Below are 15,372 nucleotides of genomic sequence, written 5' to 3'. Positions count from 1 at the left end.
TCCATTGCCCTGGATGGTGATGTGGCGGCTTTGGCAGGCGGGCATACAGCAGACGACGCTTTTTGGTTCGACCATGGAAGCGGAAACTGGATAACATCCACATATTACCGGGATAGCCTACCCACGTGGGTTAAACAATTTAACGCTAAAAAACTGGCCGATGTATACCTGGATCGTAAATGGATGCCATTGCAACCAGAAAAAGAAGTAGAAGATTCAGGCAGATTTACATTAAAAGGCTTTATGCATGATTTGGTAAACCTAAAAAACCTTACCAATAATTACCGTGTACTAAAGCGCACACCATTTGGTAATAAATTAACCAAAGATTTTGCTATATCAGCGATTGTAAATGATTCCCTCGGAAAAGACAATCATACAGATGTGCTCGTTGTAGGTTTCAATGCTCCCGGCTATATCAATCAGAAAAACGGACCTATGTCAGACGAAATAGCCGATACTTATCAACGCCTCGACAGAGATATTGCGCATTTCTTATCATTTCTCGAGGCAGAAATAGGTAACGAGCATGTGCTATTTCTACTTACTGCAGACAGAGGCACAGGCTATACACCAAAATACCTCAAAAAAAACGGTATTCCTGCAGGTGAGTTCGACCATAAAAAAATGACAGCTGTGCTAAAAGCATATCTGAACGTAGTTTATGGAAAAGGTGAGTGGATTCAAAACTACAGTAGTAAGCAAATCTACCTTAACCATCAGCTTATAGAAGATGCCAAAGAAAACCTGCACGAAATGCAGGAAAGAATTGCACGGTTTTTAATACAGTTTTCTGGCATTGCCGATGCCATGCCGACATCTGTGTTACAAAAAAGCAGTTTTATGGAGGGTATTAACTACCAAATGCAAAACAGTTATCACATGCAACGCTCGGGCGATGTAATTATTAATCTTGAGCCCGGCTGGATAGAGCAAACAGACAAAAAAGTTTTACAAAACTCCGGTTACAATTACGATGTACATGTACCACTTATTTGGTATGGATGGAAAATGCCACGATTGACACTATACCGCGACATAAAAACCAGCGATATAGCAGTAACACTTTCAGAATTTCTGGAAATTGCGCCACCAAACGGAAGCACAGGAAATGTGATTGAAGAATTGCTAGGAAGATAAGGAGAGTTCATTCCTTGTCTTTACCAGATCAGCTATAAAGCCCGGGTTGCGCTCAATACCATTACCAACGACCAGCATATTTGCACCAGCGTTCCATATTGTACGTGCTTGTTGAGCTGTACGTACTCCACCACCAACAATAACAGGAATTTGCACTGCATCGGTTACCTGCTTAATAATATTATCTGGTACGGGATGTTCTGCACCACTACCTGCTTCCAGGTAAAGTTGTCGCATACCTATCATTTCTCCGGCCAGGGCCGTAGCAACAGCCAAATCGGGTTTATGGTCAGGTAATGGAGCTGTATTACTCATATATTGCACAGAGGTTGGTTTGCCGCAGTCGAATAACATATATCCTGTTGACAAAACAGGGAGGTTACATTTTTTGAGCATTGGTGCTGCAACCACATGATGGCCTATTAAAAAATCGGGGTTGCGCCCTGAAATCAGATTCAAAAGCATTATGGCATCTGCGTTTGAGCTTATTTGAAAAGCACTACCCGGAAAAAGAATCAATGGTAATTTAGTTTGCTTACGAATTAGCTCCAGCGTATGTTCAAGATTGTTAAACAATAAGCTACCACCCACTAAAATATAATTCACCTCCTCAATGCCGGGTGCACTGAATAATTGGTGGATCCGCTGCTCATCAACCTTATCAGGGTCAACGAGTATGGCAAGTTTTCTATCATCAAGCGTTAAATTACCTGTGTGCATTACATTCATTTTTCTTGTCAATAACCCAGGTCAGAATCTGATCATCAATAAACTCATACATCAATTCATGATTTGTATAAGCTTTTTCTGTTATAATGGAAGCCTCTATTCTTCGCTGCCCGTTAATTGCTATACCCTGTATTATGAGTTGTTTCGAAAACTCAATACCATCCTTTTTCAGCAGCTTATATAAACTCTCTTTTGCACTCCATAGCAAAGTAGCATCCCTGGCAGGTTGCTCATCTGAGATATACTTTAATTCAGACTCACCAAGAAACCGACTTGCAATGCGCAAAGCTTTTGATTCAACGGTTTCGATATCCACCCCGCAAGGGTGCTTGCTATGCATTAAGCATACGTATTTTTTAGAATGTGCAATGGATATGTAAGTATCTTCATTGTGAAGGAAAGGCGCCCTATTGTTATTATAACGAATATTGGCCTCCGGAAAGACTTTGCGTAATAATATTCTGGTTGCTAAATATTCTGTTTGTCGCTTTTCATTGCGCAAATGTTCCAATTCATGTTTTTCATTTGATGTAATCTCCAGCCAGGGGAGTAAATCAACGGGAGACTCTCTCAATTCCCAAAGTTGAATTGCAGTATCAGAATCAAGCCATATTTGTTTATCGAAAGGCATTACTCCCAGCGCAAAGTTTCAATTAGGTGCTCAATATCTTTTCTTGCAAACTTTACCAGAGGTGCCAGTGAATCTTCATTTGGTGCTGCTCTGAAGTAAAGTGCTCCACGAAGATAGTGATTTGTTGAATCGGTAGCAATAAATTGTATGTTTGAAGCTGCATCGCCTTTTATATCGTACAGCACACCATAAACATTCCTGGCCGGATTCATAAAGACCTGTTCCTCAATAGCATCAGCCTTAACTGTATGGCCATAAACCATTGAATGTGCATCCTCAAGCAGTTGTTTCAAATTACCATTTACTGGTTTATAGCTCAAATGAATTCTGCCTCTGCATGGTTTAATAAATATGTTTTTCCAACAAGGTTCGTCAGGGTTTACCTGCTCTATTAAGCTATATTGGCCGATTTCGAAACTATAGGGGCAGGAATCCTTCAATGTTTTGTATTCATGCTCGGGCAAATCAAAACGAATATATCCTTTGGGTTTGGGGATATAATCACCTCCACAACTAGTGATAAAAAATGAAATAATCAGTATAAATAGTACAACGGAACTACGCTTCATCATTTTGCTCATGTATAATTACTTTTACTTTTTTTATTCTACGATGATCGGCTGCTTCAATCTGCAAAGTAAAACGTTCATAATCGAATTTTTCGTATACATGAGGAATTTCTTCAGATTGCTCTAGTATAAAACCGGCAAGTGTATCTGCATTAGAGTCTTGAAAAACATCACCCTGGTAATCTATAACTTTACAGAAATCGTTAAGTGATGTTTTACCTTCGAAGAGATAGGTTTTTGTATTAACCTTAACGAAATCGCTCCGCTGTTCATCAAATTCATCAGAGATATCGCCTACAATCTCTTCCAAAATATCTTCAAGGGTAACGATGCCACTTGTTCCTCCATATTCATCTACTACAATGGCCAGGTGAATTTTTTTCTCCTGCAACTCTCCAAGCAGATCATTAATCTTTTTATTTTCAGGAACAAAATATGGTGGTCGCACGAGACTTTGCCAGCTAAAATTGGCTGTTTTTTCCAAATGGGGAAGTAAATCCTTAATGTAGAGCACGCCTTTTACATCATCGAAAGTACGCTGAAAAACAGGAATCCTGGAGTACCCGGAATCCATAATTTGGTTCAGCATGGATTGGTAGTTTGATTTAATATCGACAGCAATTACATCAACCCTCGGTTTCATTATTTCACGCACCTCTGTACTTGTAAAATCAACGATACCCTGCAGCATCTCTTTTTCTTCGTCCAGATCTTCTTGCGTCAGCTCTAGCGCATTGCTGAGATCATCAATAGAGATATCCTGTTTTTTCCTAACTTTTTTATCTACAACCGAGGTAGAATAAATAAGGAACTGACTAATGGGTGCAAATACCTTACTCAAGAAAAACAGAGGCAATGACATAAACCTGGCGAACCCAAGATAGTTATGCGTGGCATATATTTTAGGTATAATTTCACCAAATAGCAGTAAGAGAAATGTAATTAGAATAACCTGAATAATAAATCCCCAAATTGGGTCCATTGAGAAATCGACAATAGATAATGTAAGATAGGACGAGAGTATTACTATTCCTACATTCACAAAATTATTAGAAACCAAAATGGTACCTAGCAATCTTTTAGGCTGTCCGATAAGTTTGATAATTACTTTAGATATTCGGCTGTTACTATGCCGTAGCTTTTTAATGTTATTGGGTTTCAAAGAAAAAAAAGCAACTTCAGACCCGGAAATCAGGGCTGAAGCTGCTATTAATATCACTAAGATCACCAAACCAACAATGGTTTCAGTGGTCAATGGAAAAAACGTTACTTGAAAACTTAAAATCGTCGAATACGGTTCTGCTTCCAACTCCTAAATGAATTTTAGTTTATAATTCTACCTAAAGGTCAACTAGAACGGGAGATCTTCCTCGTCTGGTTGACTGTTGTAATCGGGTGATGGCGCAGGTTCTTGTGCTGCACTTGATGCTGCTTTTCCCTGATTACTATTATCTGCTGAACCCTTACGGTCTAGCATCTGCATGTTATCAGCTACAATCTCAGTAGAATAACGGTCATTACCATCGCGATCCTGATATTTGCGTGTTTGAATTCTGCCCTCTATATATAGCTGTGATCCCTTTTTAACATAATCTTCTACGACTTTAGCCAAACCACGCCACACTACAACGTTGTGCCATTCTGTTCTTTCGGTGCGTTCGCCCTGTTTGTTCTTAAAACGCTCTGATGTGGCTAAAGGGAAACGTGCGAGCGAGAGGTCATTTTCTAAATGCTTTACTTCGGGGTCTTTTCCTACATTCCCCACAAGAATTACTTTGTTTACTGACATAATACTGTGTTTTTGTTATTATAAAAAAAAGTTCATACAAAGTTATAGTAATTTTTTTTCCTTATTCAAATAAATTTCAGTTAATCTTGAAACAGGATATTCCTGTAATGTACTTTTGTTAATATTTAAGCTGAGCTTATCGGGCTGCTCCGATAACACGAGCCTTATAAAGGTTGCAAAAATGGTTTGATGGGTCAAAATATGCTTTTCTACCGGATTGATATGCATCTCTTTAACCATATTAACATTCACACCAAATTTTTTATCCGCTAACGCCAAAATTTCATTACTTGAGATATCTTCTGAATGCTCGATCATCGGAAATTCGTATAATCCCTCCCATATATCATTGGGTCCTCTTTGCTGCAAATTTGTAAAATTATCTTTAATTAATACAAAATAGTAAAACCGTCGAGTACGCTTTTTTACTTTTCGCTTCTTTAATGGAACTTCTGTTTGAATATTTTTACGCAAGGCTTCGCACCGGCCAGACACAGGACACTCACTACATTTCGGTTTTCCGGGGAGACAGATTTTTGCGCCAAGTTCCATCATAGCCTGATTAAACTCCCCGGGCTCATTGGGATCAATTAAATCATTTGCAATTTCATTAATTGTCTTAATAGTACGGGGATGGTCAACCGGCTCGTGTATAGCTAATAGCCTGCTAACAACCCTTTTGACGTTACCATCTATGGCAGGAATACACTCATTAAAAGCAATAGAAGCAATTGCTGCAGCGGTATAAGGCCCAATTCCCGGTATTTTAAGTAAATCTTTATAGTTGTCAGGAAATTGTCCTTTGCGTTCATCCACTATAAGCTTAGCTGCTTTGTGCAGATTCCTGGCCCTGGTATAATACCCCAGCCCCTGCCATAACTTTAATATATCGTCCTGGCTTGCAGATGCGAGGTCATAAATTTGTGGATACTGATCAATCAATTTATGATAATAGCTTATGCCCTGATCAACTCTGGTTTGCTGTAGAATAATCTCTGACAACCATATTTTATAGGGGTCATCAGTAAGCCGCCAAGGTAGTGTTCTTTTATTTTGTTTATACCATATTAAAAGTAACCGGGTAATGTTTTCCATCGCACAAAAATAATATAAATAGATTGGTTTTCGATGAGAATAGCTTGCATTGAGCCCTTAAAGAGCAAAATCAAACACCATTATTAAAAACCAACCATTCAGGGACTTAAAACAACAAATAAAAACCCTAAAGCAATACAATTACATTGATAAAAAGCTATAAAACAATACTATATTTAAATACTGGAATTATTTTTTTTTAAAAAACCAGAAAAATAAATTGGGTATCTTTCTTATTTTGAAATGAAAAGTATATATTTGCAGTCCGTTTGATTTTGAACTAGTAATTAATTGATAATAAAAACGTTTTAGCAATGACGAAAGCAGATATTGTAAACGAAATCTCAAAAAACACCGGGATTGAAAAAGTAACCGTTCAAAAGACGGTTGAAGCGATGATGGAAACTGTTAAAAGTTCTCTAGAGAAGGGCAATAACGTATACTTAAGAGGCTTTGGCAGCTTTATCGTAAAGAAACGTGCACAAAAAACTGCACGTAATATTTCGAAACAAACGACGATTATAATTCCAGAACACTATATTCCGTCGTTTAAACCATCGAAAAGCTTTGTAACGAAGGTGAAAGAAAATGTGAAGGTAAAATAAAAAAAAGCAGGAATTATGCCAAGTGGAAAAAAGAAAAAGAGACATAAGATGTCTACGCACAAGCGTAAAAAACGTCTTAGAAAAAACAGGCACAAGAAGAGGAAATAATTTATTCCAATATTGTTAGACTACCGGAACCTAAAGGACACCTGTTCTTTAGGTTCTTAGTTTTCACCAAATTTCTTAAACACAGGTCTTGTGAGTACCAAGGAATTAGTTGTAGATGTATCGCATAGTGAAATTTCTATTGCGCTTTTAGAAGACAAAAAACTGGTTGAACTGAGTAAAGAATCTGCCAATAGCCGTTTTTCGGTTGGCGATCTTTATCTTGCCCGGGTAAAAAAGATAATGCCCGGTCTCAATGCAGCCTTTGTAGATGTCGGTCATAAACGCGATGCATTTCTTCATTATCTGGATTTAGGCCCCCAATTCAGGTCATTGGCCAAGTATCTGCAAATAGCACTTCAGTCGAAACCTCTACCTCCATTAAGTCGATTTAAGCGCGAAAAAGATATTGATAAAAACGGTAAAATTGGCGATGTACTTAAAGGAGGGCAACAAATTGTAGTACAAATAGCCAAAGAGCCCATATCAACCAAGGGCCCACGACTTACAAGTGAAATATCAATTGCAGGCCGTAATTTGGTCTTAATGCCTTTTTCAGATAAGGTATCCATTTCTCAAAAAATCAGTAATAAAGAGGAAAAAGATCGGCTTAAAAACCTACTTACGTCAATCAGACCAAAAAACTATGGAGTAATAGTTCGTACAATGGCTGAGAACCAGCGTGTGGCAGAGTTAGATGCTGAACTAAGAGAGTTGGTTGATAAGTGGGAAAAATCTATTTTCAAACTTCGTAAAGCACGTCCGCCAAAGCTGGTACTTGGCGAGGTAAGCCGCACAACAGCTATATTGCGCGATATACTGAATGATTCATTTAACCACATTTACGTAAATGACGCAAATGTTTACAATGAAATCAAGAACTATATAGGAGACATATCACCTGACCAGCAAAAAATAGTAAAGCTTTACTCAGGAAAAACCAACATTTTCGAGCATCACAGTGTAACAAAACAGATTAAAACCTATTTTGGACGCACTGTACCCATGAAAAAAGGGGCATACCTGGTTATTGAGCACACCGAAGCACTCCATTCTATAGATGTAAATTCCGGAAACCGGAATAAAGATGCGACAAACCAGGAAGAAAATGCTATTGATGTGAATATGGTTGCTGCGGAAGAAATAGCCCGCCAGCTTAGACTGAGGGATATGGGGGGAATCGTAGTAGTTGATTTCATTGATATGCAAAAAAATGAAAACAAGCAAAAATTGCTTGATTTCATGAAACAGGAGATGTCCAAAGACAGGGCAAAACATCACATTCTGCCGCTAAGCAAGTTTGGTTTAATGCAAATTACCCGGCAAAGGGTGAGGCCAGAGACCAACATCAGCACCATAGAAACTTGTCCAACCTGCAAAGGCACAGGAGAAATTCAACCACCTGTTCTTATTGTAGACGAAATTCAGGATAAAATACGTTACGGAAAACTAAAAAAACCCAAGGGTCGTATAGAGCTTAGAGTCCATCCATTTTTACAGTCATACCTTACCAAGGGGCTCATAAACAGGAGATTAAAATGGAGATTGAAATACAATAAAAAAGTGACTATAAAAGCCGACCAATCATATACATTCCTGGAATACAACTTTTTTGATCGCAAAGGCAATATGCTGAATCTTTAATTGCATGGTTTTTGATGGGACAGTTCCTGTTTTATCATTATATTCAATCATGTAAATTTGAAAATATTTAGCTATGCGACGAAAAATTGGTAAATTATTACTCCTTGCGGTATTTCTACTCCCTCTAACAATTCATGCGCAGGTTCTTGAACCTGTAAAATGGAGTTTCAGCAAAAAAGAGCTCGAAAAAAATAAGTATGAGCTGATTTTTAAAGCTGAAATTGAAAAGAACTGGCACCTTTATGATTTAACTTTACCTGAAGGTAACATTTCGCTACCTACTGTATTTACTTTTAAAACCACTGATGGTGTCGAGTTAATTGATTCAATTCAGAGAAAATCTGAAGTATTGGAGGAGATGGATGAATTGGCGGGAGTTATGACACGTTATTATGCCAATGAAGCGGTCTTTTCGCAAGTTGTAGAAATCAGTGAACCTGAAGATACCGTTAAAGTCAGTGTAGAATTCATGGTGTGTGATGATGAACAATGCTTACCTCCTACTGAAGAAACGCATGAATATACATTTACAGAAGATATAGCTCAGGGAGCTGCCGCTCCAGCAGAAAAGGATAATTCGTCCTTAATTGGTTTTTTCCTTTTGGCATTTGTTGGTGGACTACTGGCAATTCTTACGCCATGCGTATTTCCAATGATACCCATGACAGTGAGCTTTTTTATGCACTCCGGAGACAATAAAGCAAAGTCAAAATTCCAGGCCACCGTGTTTGGTATTTCCATAATTGGAATATACACCATAATAGGTACTATCGTAGCCATAACCCTGGGACCCTCATTTGCCAATTGGCTTAGTACACATTGGCTGCCCAACATATTGTTTTTTGTAATATTTTGGTTCTTTGCAGCCTCATTCTTCGGAATGTTTGAACTTACATTACCCAGCTGGATGGTAAATAAGTCTGACAAACAAGCGGATAAAGGTGGCGTAGGCGGTGCTTTTTTTATGGCACTTACACTTGTATTGGTATCATTCTCATGTACTGCACCTATTGTAGGAACAATATTGGTAGAATCTGCAGGCGGTCAGGTACTTAAGCCCATTACAGGAATGCTTGGCTTTGCACTGGCATTTGCATTACCATTTGGTTTTTTCGCATTTTTCCCAAGGCTGCTGAGCAATATGCCAAAATCTGGGGGATGGCTCAATTCTGTTAAGGTAATACTTGGATTTATTGAATTAGCTCTTGGTCTGAAGTTTTTATCTGTGGCAGACATGACATATCACTGGGGGCTGTTGGACCGCGACATTTACATCGCACTTTGGATTGTGATATTCACCCTTATGGGATTCTACCTGCTTGGAAAAATCAGATTTGCACATGACTCTGAAGTAAAGCATATTAGTGTACCAAGACTACTACTCGTTATTGTGACATTTACATTTGTGGTGTACATGATTCCTGGTTTGTGGGGAGCACCGCTTAAAGGATTGTCAGGGTATCTTCCACCAATGAAAACACATGATTTCGATGTACAGAGGGTGGTAAGAGATAATGTGAAACTCTATGCAGGATCTGCCCAAAACACCAATGGGCAGAACCAACAAAACGATATGTTTCAAATGAGTGGCACAAATTCAGAAGCTTGCGAAGACCCTAAATACGCCGACTTCCTTGAGTTGCCACACGGACTGGAAGGATATTTTGATTACGAACAGGGCATGGCATGTGCCAAAGCCCAGAATAAGCCCGTTTTCATTGACTTTACCGGACATGGATGCGTAAATTGTCGGGAAATGGAGGCCAACGTTTGGTCCGATCCAAGGGTTCAGAAAATATTAAGAGACAAGTATGTCATTATCGCCCTTTATGTAGACGACAAGAAAAAACTCCCTGAAGAAGATTGGTATACAAGCGAATATGACGGTAAACTAAAAAATACCATAGGAAAAAAATACGCAGATTTCCAGATATCTAGGTTCAATGTAAATGCACAACCTTACTACGTACTTCTTGACCATGATGAGGAAATGCTTACAGAGCCGCGCGCTTATAATTTAGATGTTGAAGCATTTATAGATTTTCTGGAAACAGGGATAAAAAACTTTAAATCAAAGCAATAAAACCAAATTCTGAGATGCATCACTTTTTAAACTGATGTATCTCAGATTTTTTTATTGATTCTTTGTGGATTGTTTTGTAGGCCATACACCGAAAGTTTTTTAGATTTGTAATAGAAATTGCCCGGTAATAAAAATAATCCATGACCAAACTCAAAAACTTGTTAATTGCAGGATGCCTGATCTTATGTGGACTACAAACCACAAAGGCATCTGAAACAGTTGAATTATGGTTGCTGGAAGACAGTATGCACATCTATCAGCCAGATGATATCTTCAGGCAATTTCCTTCACGCTTCACCCCGCTAGAAACTTTCAACCTAAATTTTGGACTCAGTACAAATGAGTACTGGTTGGTGGTAGATATTAAAAACAGCAGTGAGAAGGAATATAATGGCAGGCTTGTGGTTGATTACGGATTATTAAAAAATATTACACTTTTCGAAATAAAAGGCGTAAGTGCTTACAAAATAAAACAAACGCCCAGCTCACATGCTTATATTTACAATATTGCAGCAGCTCCGCACTCAAAAAGACAATTTCTATTACACGTAAAAGGAGAAGGCACACCAGCCATATTACCCATTAAAATAGATCAATTCAATAACATATTACAAAACGAGTTGAAGCATACATTTCAACTTGGTGGTTTTTATGGTATATTGTTGTTTCTTTTCCTCATAATTCTATTGGTCAACTTAAGTTCAAGAGACCGTTTTTTCAGACTTTTACTTATCTATACCCTGCTTGTTCTTATCTTTTTCGGCTTACGTGACGGGTTTGCTATGCGCTTAAGCATAATTGAAAACTATGATTTACAATTCAGGTTAGTGCTCATTATGCTACCTTTACTAATTCCTATGCTTGAGCAGTTTCTATATAAATACTTCAGAGATCTCACTGTATCGTTTCCCAGAAAGAATTCGACAAAAGCGCTACATCTGACATCTGCCTTGCTTATACTTATAGTTGCCTCAGGACTCTTACCATATAAAATACTTTTTTATATAAGTGCCGCCTATGTAATTATAGGCATTCTGATTATTGTAAAGCCGGTATTAAAGTTACAAAACTTTAGTAAAATTACAGTACTGTCGATCCTTGGTTCAATGGGTTTGTTATTAGCAGCCTTTATTATTGATATACTCCACAAAACAGGTGTAGTTCCAAATAATTTTCTTACGTTAAATGCCCTTAAAATTGGATTCTTATTACATATTGGTATTTTCATACTCGGTGCAATAGAGCGGTTCCAACTTTTACGGGTCAGAGCCTCAGAATTTAACCGGAAACTAAGTGATTTAGTGAAAGAGAAAACCGCAGAGATTAATCAGCAAAACGAAGAATTGACAACACAAACAGAGCAACTTGAGTTACAAAAAGAAGAACTTGAATCGCAGAAAGAGGAGCTTCAAACACAAAAAGAGATTTTAGAAAACCAAAATACTGAACTTGAAAAGCTTAATCTTGCCGCATCAAACACCGAAAATGTAATTTACATTTTTAATCCGGACGGAAAATTGTTGTGGTTTAATGAATCGTTCTCCAGCCAATTAGGCATGTCATTTAAAGCCTATCAGCAGAGCAATAAGCAAATCGATATTCGTGACATCAGCTCATACCCCGAAATAAGGGCAGTCGTAGATCGCATATCCAACAAGCGGGAATCTATTACTTACGAAACACCCGTTTCAATGAAGAATAAAGAAACCTGGTTCCAGACCACGCTGACACCAATTATTGAAGAAGGTAACCTGAAATACATAGTAGCTATAGACACCGACATTTCAAGGCTAAAAAACTACGAAAAGAAAATTATAGATCAACAGGAAGATTTTGAAAAACAAAAAAACCTGGCTGTTAAACGCCGGAAAGAGGTAGAACTGCAACAAAGAGAAATTACAGACAGCTTAAACTATGCACAACGCATACAGTCTGCTATTTTGCCCAAGGAAAAAAGCATGACACGCTTTTTCCCTGAAAGTTTTGTCCTTTTCATCCCACGCGACATAGTAAGCGGAGATTTTTATTGGTTTCACCGCATCGAAGACAAGTATATTTATGTTGTTGTAGATTGTACCGGCCATGGTGTACCTGGTGCATTTATGTCTATAATTGGCACTTATTTACTCAATAACATCATTATCCAGAATAATGAAACAAGGCCGGCCGAAGTACTGAAACAACTGAACCGAAAACTCAAAATATCACTTAAAAATACCGACCCCGATAACCAAACCAACGATGGTATGGATGTGGCTCTTGTAGTGTTAGATAAAGCGAAAGACACACTCACTTTTGCCGGTGCTCTCAGGCCTTTGTTCCTGTTCCAGAATGGTAAGTTCATACAACAAAAAGGAGACAAAATACCAATTACCAGTGCTATTGCAGGGAATACAATGGCGAACTTTAATGAATATACCTACGAAATAAACAAAGGCGATTCTTTTTATTTATTCTCAGATGGTATAGTAGACCAGTTCGGAGGATCGCGAAATAAGAAGTTTTTAACTAAAAGACTTAAACAGGTAATATTCGACTCGCAAATGTATGATATGGGTGAGCAGAAGAAAATCATTCAAAAATCCATAATACACTGGAAAGGAGATATTGCACAAATTGATGATATTTTGCTGCTTGGGGTCAGAATATAACGCCAGAGTCATCTCACTAGTACATAAAGAATCAAGGAGACAAATCCCTAGTTATACCTAATTTTCAGTGTCTGATTCTACAAACTTTTTAAAAGCTTCGAGGTTCTCATAAGTTTGTTTTTTGAATGCAACGGGCATAAACCAGCCAAGCATTTTCATAAATCCTTTAAACCTGAACTCCTGGTTAGAAATATAACGAGTAGAATTGGTATCAATAACCTCAAATTGACTAATCACATTATTATAAACACCTTTAGCCTTGTAGTTCACTTCTAAACGCTCAGGTAAATCATTCTTTAGTATAGTTTCGATCATTGTAATTTCCCGTTTGCCAGTTTTGAAAAAATACCGCGACCGGGCACCATCCTTTCCAGGTTCCCCCTCTAATACTTCATAAGTATCGAGCCCTTCCATCCATTTCGGATAGTTAGCCGGATTCATAAATAATTCAACAACCTCTTCTCTCGGCAAATTAATTTCGATAGCAACAGTATACTTCATGATCTAAAGCTAATTATTTGCATTAAAATTACTTAAAAATGTCTGAATAGCAATCATTATCATATCGAAACTTATATAGATCAGTTACAACCAAATAAGTTTGAAAAATAACACTAACCGGAACGAAACATTTACTTCTTCAGCTTTGAGGCTTCCTGCCTGCCTATGGTCTGTACTCTATTTAACCAGTCATTAATCTTTTCAACTTTAGCCATTTTAACAGGCGAAAAAGTGGTTACCTTAACTGGTTTGATACCGCAAAAATTCAATATACCTTTTTTGAGTGAATTGATCCCCGGTTTTTTATAAATCAGTTTTGAGATTAAATTAGGCGTATCCATCGTAGCAATAATACGGGCCGATTTACCTTTCAGGTATTTATCCCAAAACAGCGAGCCCTGACGATACTTAAAAGCAAAGCCGGGTAAAAAAACACGATCGATAAATCCCTTTAGCAAAGCTGGGTAAGTTTGCCACCACACCGGATAGATCAAAACAATATGAGAAGCCTCTTCAATTAATTGTTGAGCATTTACCAAATCAGGCTCGAGAGGAGTTTCAATGCGATAACCAAACTCGAGGTTGGTTTTAAAGTTAAGATCTCGAAGGTGCAGTAATTCTACCTCCACTCCTACTTCTCTTGCACCGTTGTAATAATGCTGAGCCATTGCATTACATAAACTCTCTTTGTCAGGATGTCCGTTAATGATTAATATGTTCATGATAGGCTAATTTTTGATTTCTAACTTTTAGAATATAAAATTTTTAGAAAAGTTTGAATTAAGCTTTAAATAGATTTAGAAAAATCTACCTGCATCGAATTCAATGACAAAGCAAAAAGTTTAAACACAAATATCTCTTGACATAAGTCAAAAAAAAAATTATTTACGTAATAATTTTTTACGAATGCGACTAAGCGTCTCCTGTTTGATTCCCAGATACGATGCTAAATATTTTAACGGTATTTGGTTTATATATTCCGGATGTTGCTCAAAAAGCTCTAAGTAGCGGCGCTCTGCAGGATAATTAAGAAGACTGAAAAGATGTAGTTCTGAATTCATTGCAAATTGCTCCGTCAGAATTCTACCTACACGTTCAATATTATGCGAATCATCATACAAACGTAAAAGTTGCTTTCTTTCAATGCTTAATACCTCCATATCTGTCATAGCCTGTACATTTACGTTGGTGGGCTTGCCAGACACAAAACTGGTGAATGATGTAACAAAGCCAGGTGCAAAATAAAAATCACTTGTAACTTCAGTTCCATCTTCAAGGTAATGAAAAAACCGAAAACAGCCCTTAGCAAAGAAAGCCATTTCTTTTGCTGCGTGTAAAGAATCAACCAATAGTTGTCTTTTTTTTATATTTCTGAAATCTGCAACCTCAACAAGCATTTCAAATTCAACGTCAGTAAGGGAGACATATTGATTAAGAAAACCTGAAAGCTGTTGGAGCAAAATATCTCGCGCCATAAAAAATGGGTTAGCCTATTGTAACAATAAAATTCAGCAGAAACTGCTACTTTTGCTCAAAAATGAAAAAAGAAACGAAAAGGGGACTTTATCTGCCTGATTTTTCTTTGACAGGTGCTTTAATCTCTACTGAATAGAATGAGAAAATTCCAAGCGATCCCACGTAAATAGCAGCATCGAAGAAACGACGCCTGACAATTTTTTCATAATTTTCCACATCCACTTCATTTTCGATATTGTGGACCTGTAGTTGATTCCAAAACAGATACAAATCTTTTCCCTCAGCCACTGTTTTCGACTTCTGTTTTGAGCTGTCAAAATCTCCATGAACTTCCCTGTTTACTGTGCAGGAAAG

The 15,372-nt window shown here is 37.7% G+C and carries 15 protein-coding genes; 5 read left to right on the top strand and 10 right to left on the bottom strand.

Features of this window, described 5'->3' with window-relative positions; genetic code table 11:
- The coding region (locus VJ937_RS02420; RefSeq protein WP_324065317.1) for an alkaline phosphatase family protein at nucleotides 1–1,140 on the top strand (1,140 nt) is incomplete at its 5' end.
- Here the strand turns inward: VJ937_RS02420 and VJ937_RS02415 are convergent.
- The 6 genes from VJ937_RS02415 to mutY form a co-directional block, all read right to left on the bottom strand.
- Nucleotides 1,129–1,860: a geranylgeranylglyceryl/heptaprenylglyceryl phosphate synthase gene (locus VJ937_RS02415; RefSeq protein ID WP_324065316.1), complete on the bottom strand. Its 732-nt coding sequence runs from the start codon at nucleotides 1,858–1,860 to the stop codon at nucleotides 1,129–1,131. The genes VJ937_RS02420 and VJ937_RS02415 overlap by 12 nt on opposite strands.
- On the bottom strand, nucleotides 1,847–2,500 hold the full coding sequence (locus VJ937_RS02410) for a 4'-phosphopantetheinyl transferase family protein (RefSeq protein ID WP_324065315.1): 654 nt from the start codon (nucleotides 2,498–2,500) through the stop codon (nucleotides 1,847–1,849). Before VJ937_RS02410 ends, VJ937_RS02415 begins: the two co-directional genes overlap by 14 nt.
- Nucleotides 2,500–3,081 carry a gliding motility lipoprotein GldD gene (gene gldD / locus VJ937_RS02405; RefSeq protein ID WP_324065314.1) on the bottom strand — a complete coding sequence of 194 codons (582 nt, stop codon included), beginning with the start codon at nucleotides 3,079–3,081 and terminating at the stop codon, nucleotides 2,500–2,502. Before gldD ends, VJ937_RS02410 begins: the two co-directional genes overlap by 1 nt.
- Nucleotides 3,059–4,324: a gliding motility-associated protein GldE gene (gldE, locus tag VJ937_RS02400; RefSeq protein ID WP_324065313.1), complete on the bottom strand. Its 1,266-nt coding sequence runs from the start codon at nucleotides 4,322–4,324 to the stop codon at nucleotides 3,059–3,061. Before gldE ends, gldD begins: the two co-directional genes overlap by 23 nt.
- Before the next feature lie 96 nt (nucleotides 4,325–4,420).
- A complete protein-coding gene (locus VJ937_RS02395) occupies nucleotides 4,421–4,858 on the bottom strand; it encodes a single-stranded DNA-binding protein (RefSeq protein WP_324065312.1) in 438 nt (145 codons plus the stop codon).
- Between the two features lie 42 nt (nucleotides 4,859–4,900).
- A complete protein-coding gene (gene mutY, locus VJ937_RS02390; protein ID WP_324065311.1) occupies nucleotides 4,901–5,953 on the bottom strand; it encodes an A/G-specific adenine glycosylase in 1,053 nt (350 codons plus the stop codon).
- A 314-nt stretch (nucleotides 5,954–6,267) separates the two neighbouring features.
- Here mutY and VJ937_RS02385 point away from each other — a divergent pair, with 314 nt between their 5' ends.
- The 4 genes from VJ937_RS02385 to VJ937_RS02370 all read left to right on the top strand — a co-directional run bounded on the left by VJ937_RS02385 (nucleotide 6,268) and on the right by VJ937_RS02370 (nucleotide 13,041).
- Nucleotides 6,268–6,558, top strand: coding sequence for an HU family DNA-binding protein (locus tag VJ937_RS02385; protein WP_057954201.1), 291 nt, complete (start codon nucleotides 6,268–6,270; stop codon nucleotides 6,556–6,558).
- 198 nt (nucleotides 6,559–6,756) lie between these two features.
- Nucleotides 6,757–8,307 (top strand): Rne/Rng family ribonuclease, encoded by a 1,551-nt coding sequence (locus VJ937_RS02380; protein ID WP_324065310.1) that lies wholly within the window; start codon nucleotides 6,757–6,759, stop codon nucleotides 8,305–8,307.
- 73 nt (nucleotides 8,308–8,380) lie between these two features.
- Nucleotides 8,381–10,390 carry a protein-disulfide reductase DsbD family protein gene (locus VJ937_RS02375; RefSeq protein ID WP_324065309.1) on the top strand — a complete coding sequence of 670 codons (2,010 nt, stop codon included), beginning with the start codon at nucleotides 8,381–8,383 and terminating at the stop codon, nucleotides 10,388–10,390.
- Nucleotides 10,391–10,530: 140 nt separating this feature from the next.
- On the top strand, nucleotides 10,531–13,041 hold the full coding sequence (locus VJ937_RS02370; protein WP_324065308.1) for a SpoIIE family protein phosphatase: 2,511 nt from the start codon (nucleotides 10,531–10,533) through the stop codon (nucleotides 13,039–13,041).
- Nucleotides 13,042–13,098: 57 nt separating this feature from the next.
- Here the strand turns inward: VJ937_RS02370 and VJ937_RS02365 are convergent, their stop codons facing one another.
- The 4 genes from VJ937_RS02365 to VJ937_RS02350 all read right to left on the bottom strand — a co-directional run.
- Nucleotides 13,099–13,542, bottom strand: coding sequence for an SRPBCC family protein (locus VJ937_RS02365; RefSeq protein WP_324065307.1), 444 nt, complete (start codon nucleotides 13,540–13,542; stop codon nucleotides 13,099–13,101).
- Between the two features lie 131 nt (nucleotides 13,543–13,673).
- Complete coding sequence (locus VJ937_RS02360; protein ID WP_324065306.1) at nucleotides 13,674–14,264, bottom strand: NAD(P)H-dependent oxidoreductase; 591 nt, start codon at nucleotides 14,262–14,264, stop codon at nucleotides 13,674–13,676.
- A gap of 159 nt (nucleotides 14,265–14,423) precedes the next feature.
- A complete protein-coding gene (locus VJ937_RS02355; protein WP_324065305.1) occupies nucleotides 14,424–15,017 on the bottom strand; it encodes a Crp/Fnr family transcriptional regulator in 594 nt (197 codons plus the stop codon).
- A gap of 88 nt (nucleotides 15,018–15,105) precedes the next feature.
- Nucleotides 15,106–15,372 (bottom strand): hypothetical protein (locus VJ937_RS02350; protein WP_324065304.1); only part of this gene is annotated, 267 nt, incomplete at its 5' end.

Origin of the sequence: Salinivirga sp. (assembly GCF_035268865.1) — a bacterium.
Taxonomy (GTDB): Bacteria; Bacteroidota; Bacteroidia; order Bacteroidales; family Salinivirgaceae; genus Salinivirga.
The sequence above is the reverse complement of the archived record's forward strand: the minus strand, read 5'-3'. Positions and strand labels throughout refer to the sequence as shown.

What these genes read in the sequence shown, in the direction of transcription:
- VJ937_RS02410 (WP_324065315.1), bottom strand. Translation starts at nt 2,500, where the DNA reads ATGCCTTTCGATAAACAAATATGGCTTGATTCTGATACTGCAATTCAA.
- VJ937_RS02385 (WP_057954201.1), top strand. Translation starts at nt 6,268, where the DNA reads ATGACGAAAGCAGATATTGTAAACGAAATCTCAAAAAACACCGGGATT.
- VJ937_RS02395 (WP_324065312.1), bottom strand. Translation starts at nt 4,858, where the DNA reads ATGTCAGTAAACAAAGTAATTCTTGTGGGGAATGTAGGAAAAGACCCC.
- mutY (WP_324065311.1), bottom strand. Translation starts at nt 5,953, where the DNA reads ATGGAAAACATTACCCGGTTACTTTTAATATGGTATAAACAAAATAAA.
- VJ937_RS02375 (WP_324065309.1), top strand. Translation starts at nt 8,381, where the DNA reads ATGCGACGAAAAATTGGTAAATTATTACTCCTTGCGGTATTTCTACTC.
- VJ937_RS02365 (WP_324065307.1), bottom strand. Translation starts at nt 13,542, where the DNA reads ATGAAGTATACTGTTGCTATCGAAATTAATTTGCCGAGAGAAGAGGTT.
- VJ937_RS02360 (WP_324065306.1), bottom strand. Translation starts at nt 14,264, where the DNA reads ATGAACATATTAATCATTAACGGACATCCTGACAAAGAGAGTTTATGT.
- gldD (WP_324065314.1), bottom strand. Translation starts at nt 3,081, where the DNA reads ATGAGCAAAATGATGAAGCGTAGTTCCGTTGTACTATTTATACTGATT.
- VJ937_RS02415 (WP_324065316.1), bottom strand. Translation starts at nt 1,860, where the DNA reads ATGCACACAGGTAATTTAACGCTTGATGATAGAAAACTTGCCATACTC.
- VJ937_RS02370 (WP_324065308.1), top strand. Translation starts at nt 10,531, where the DNA reads ATGACCAAACTCAAAAACTTGTTAATTGCAGGATGCCTGATCTTATGT.
- VJ937_RS02355 (WP_324065305.1), bottom strand. Translation starts at nt 15,017, where the DNA reads ATGGCGCGAGATATTTTGCTCCAACAGCTTTCAGGTTTTCTTAATCAA.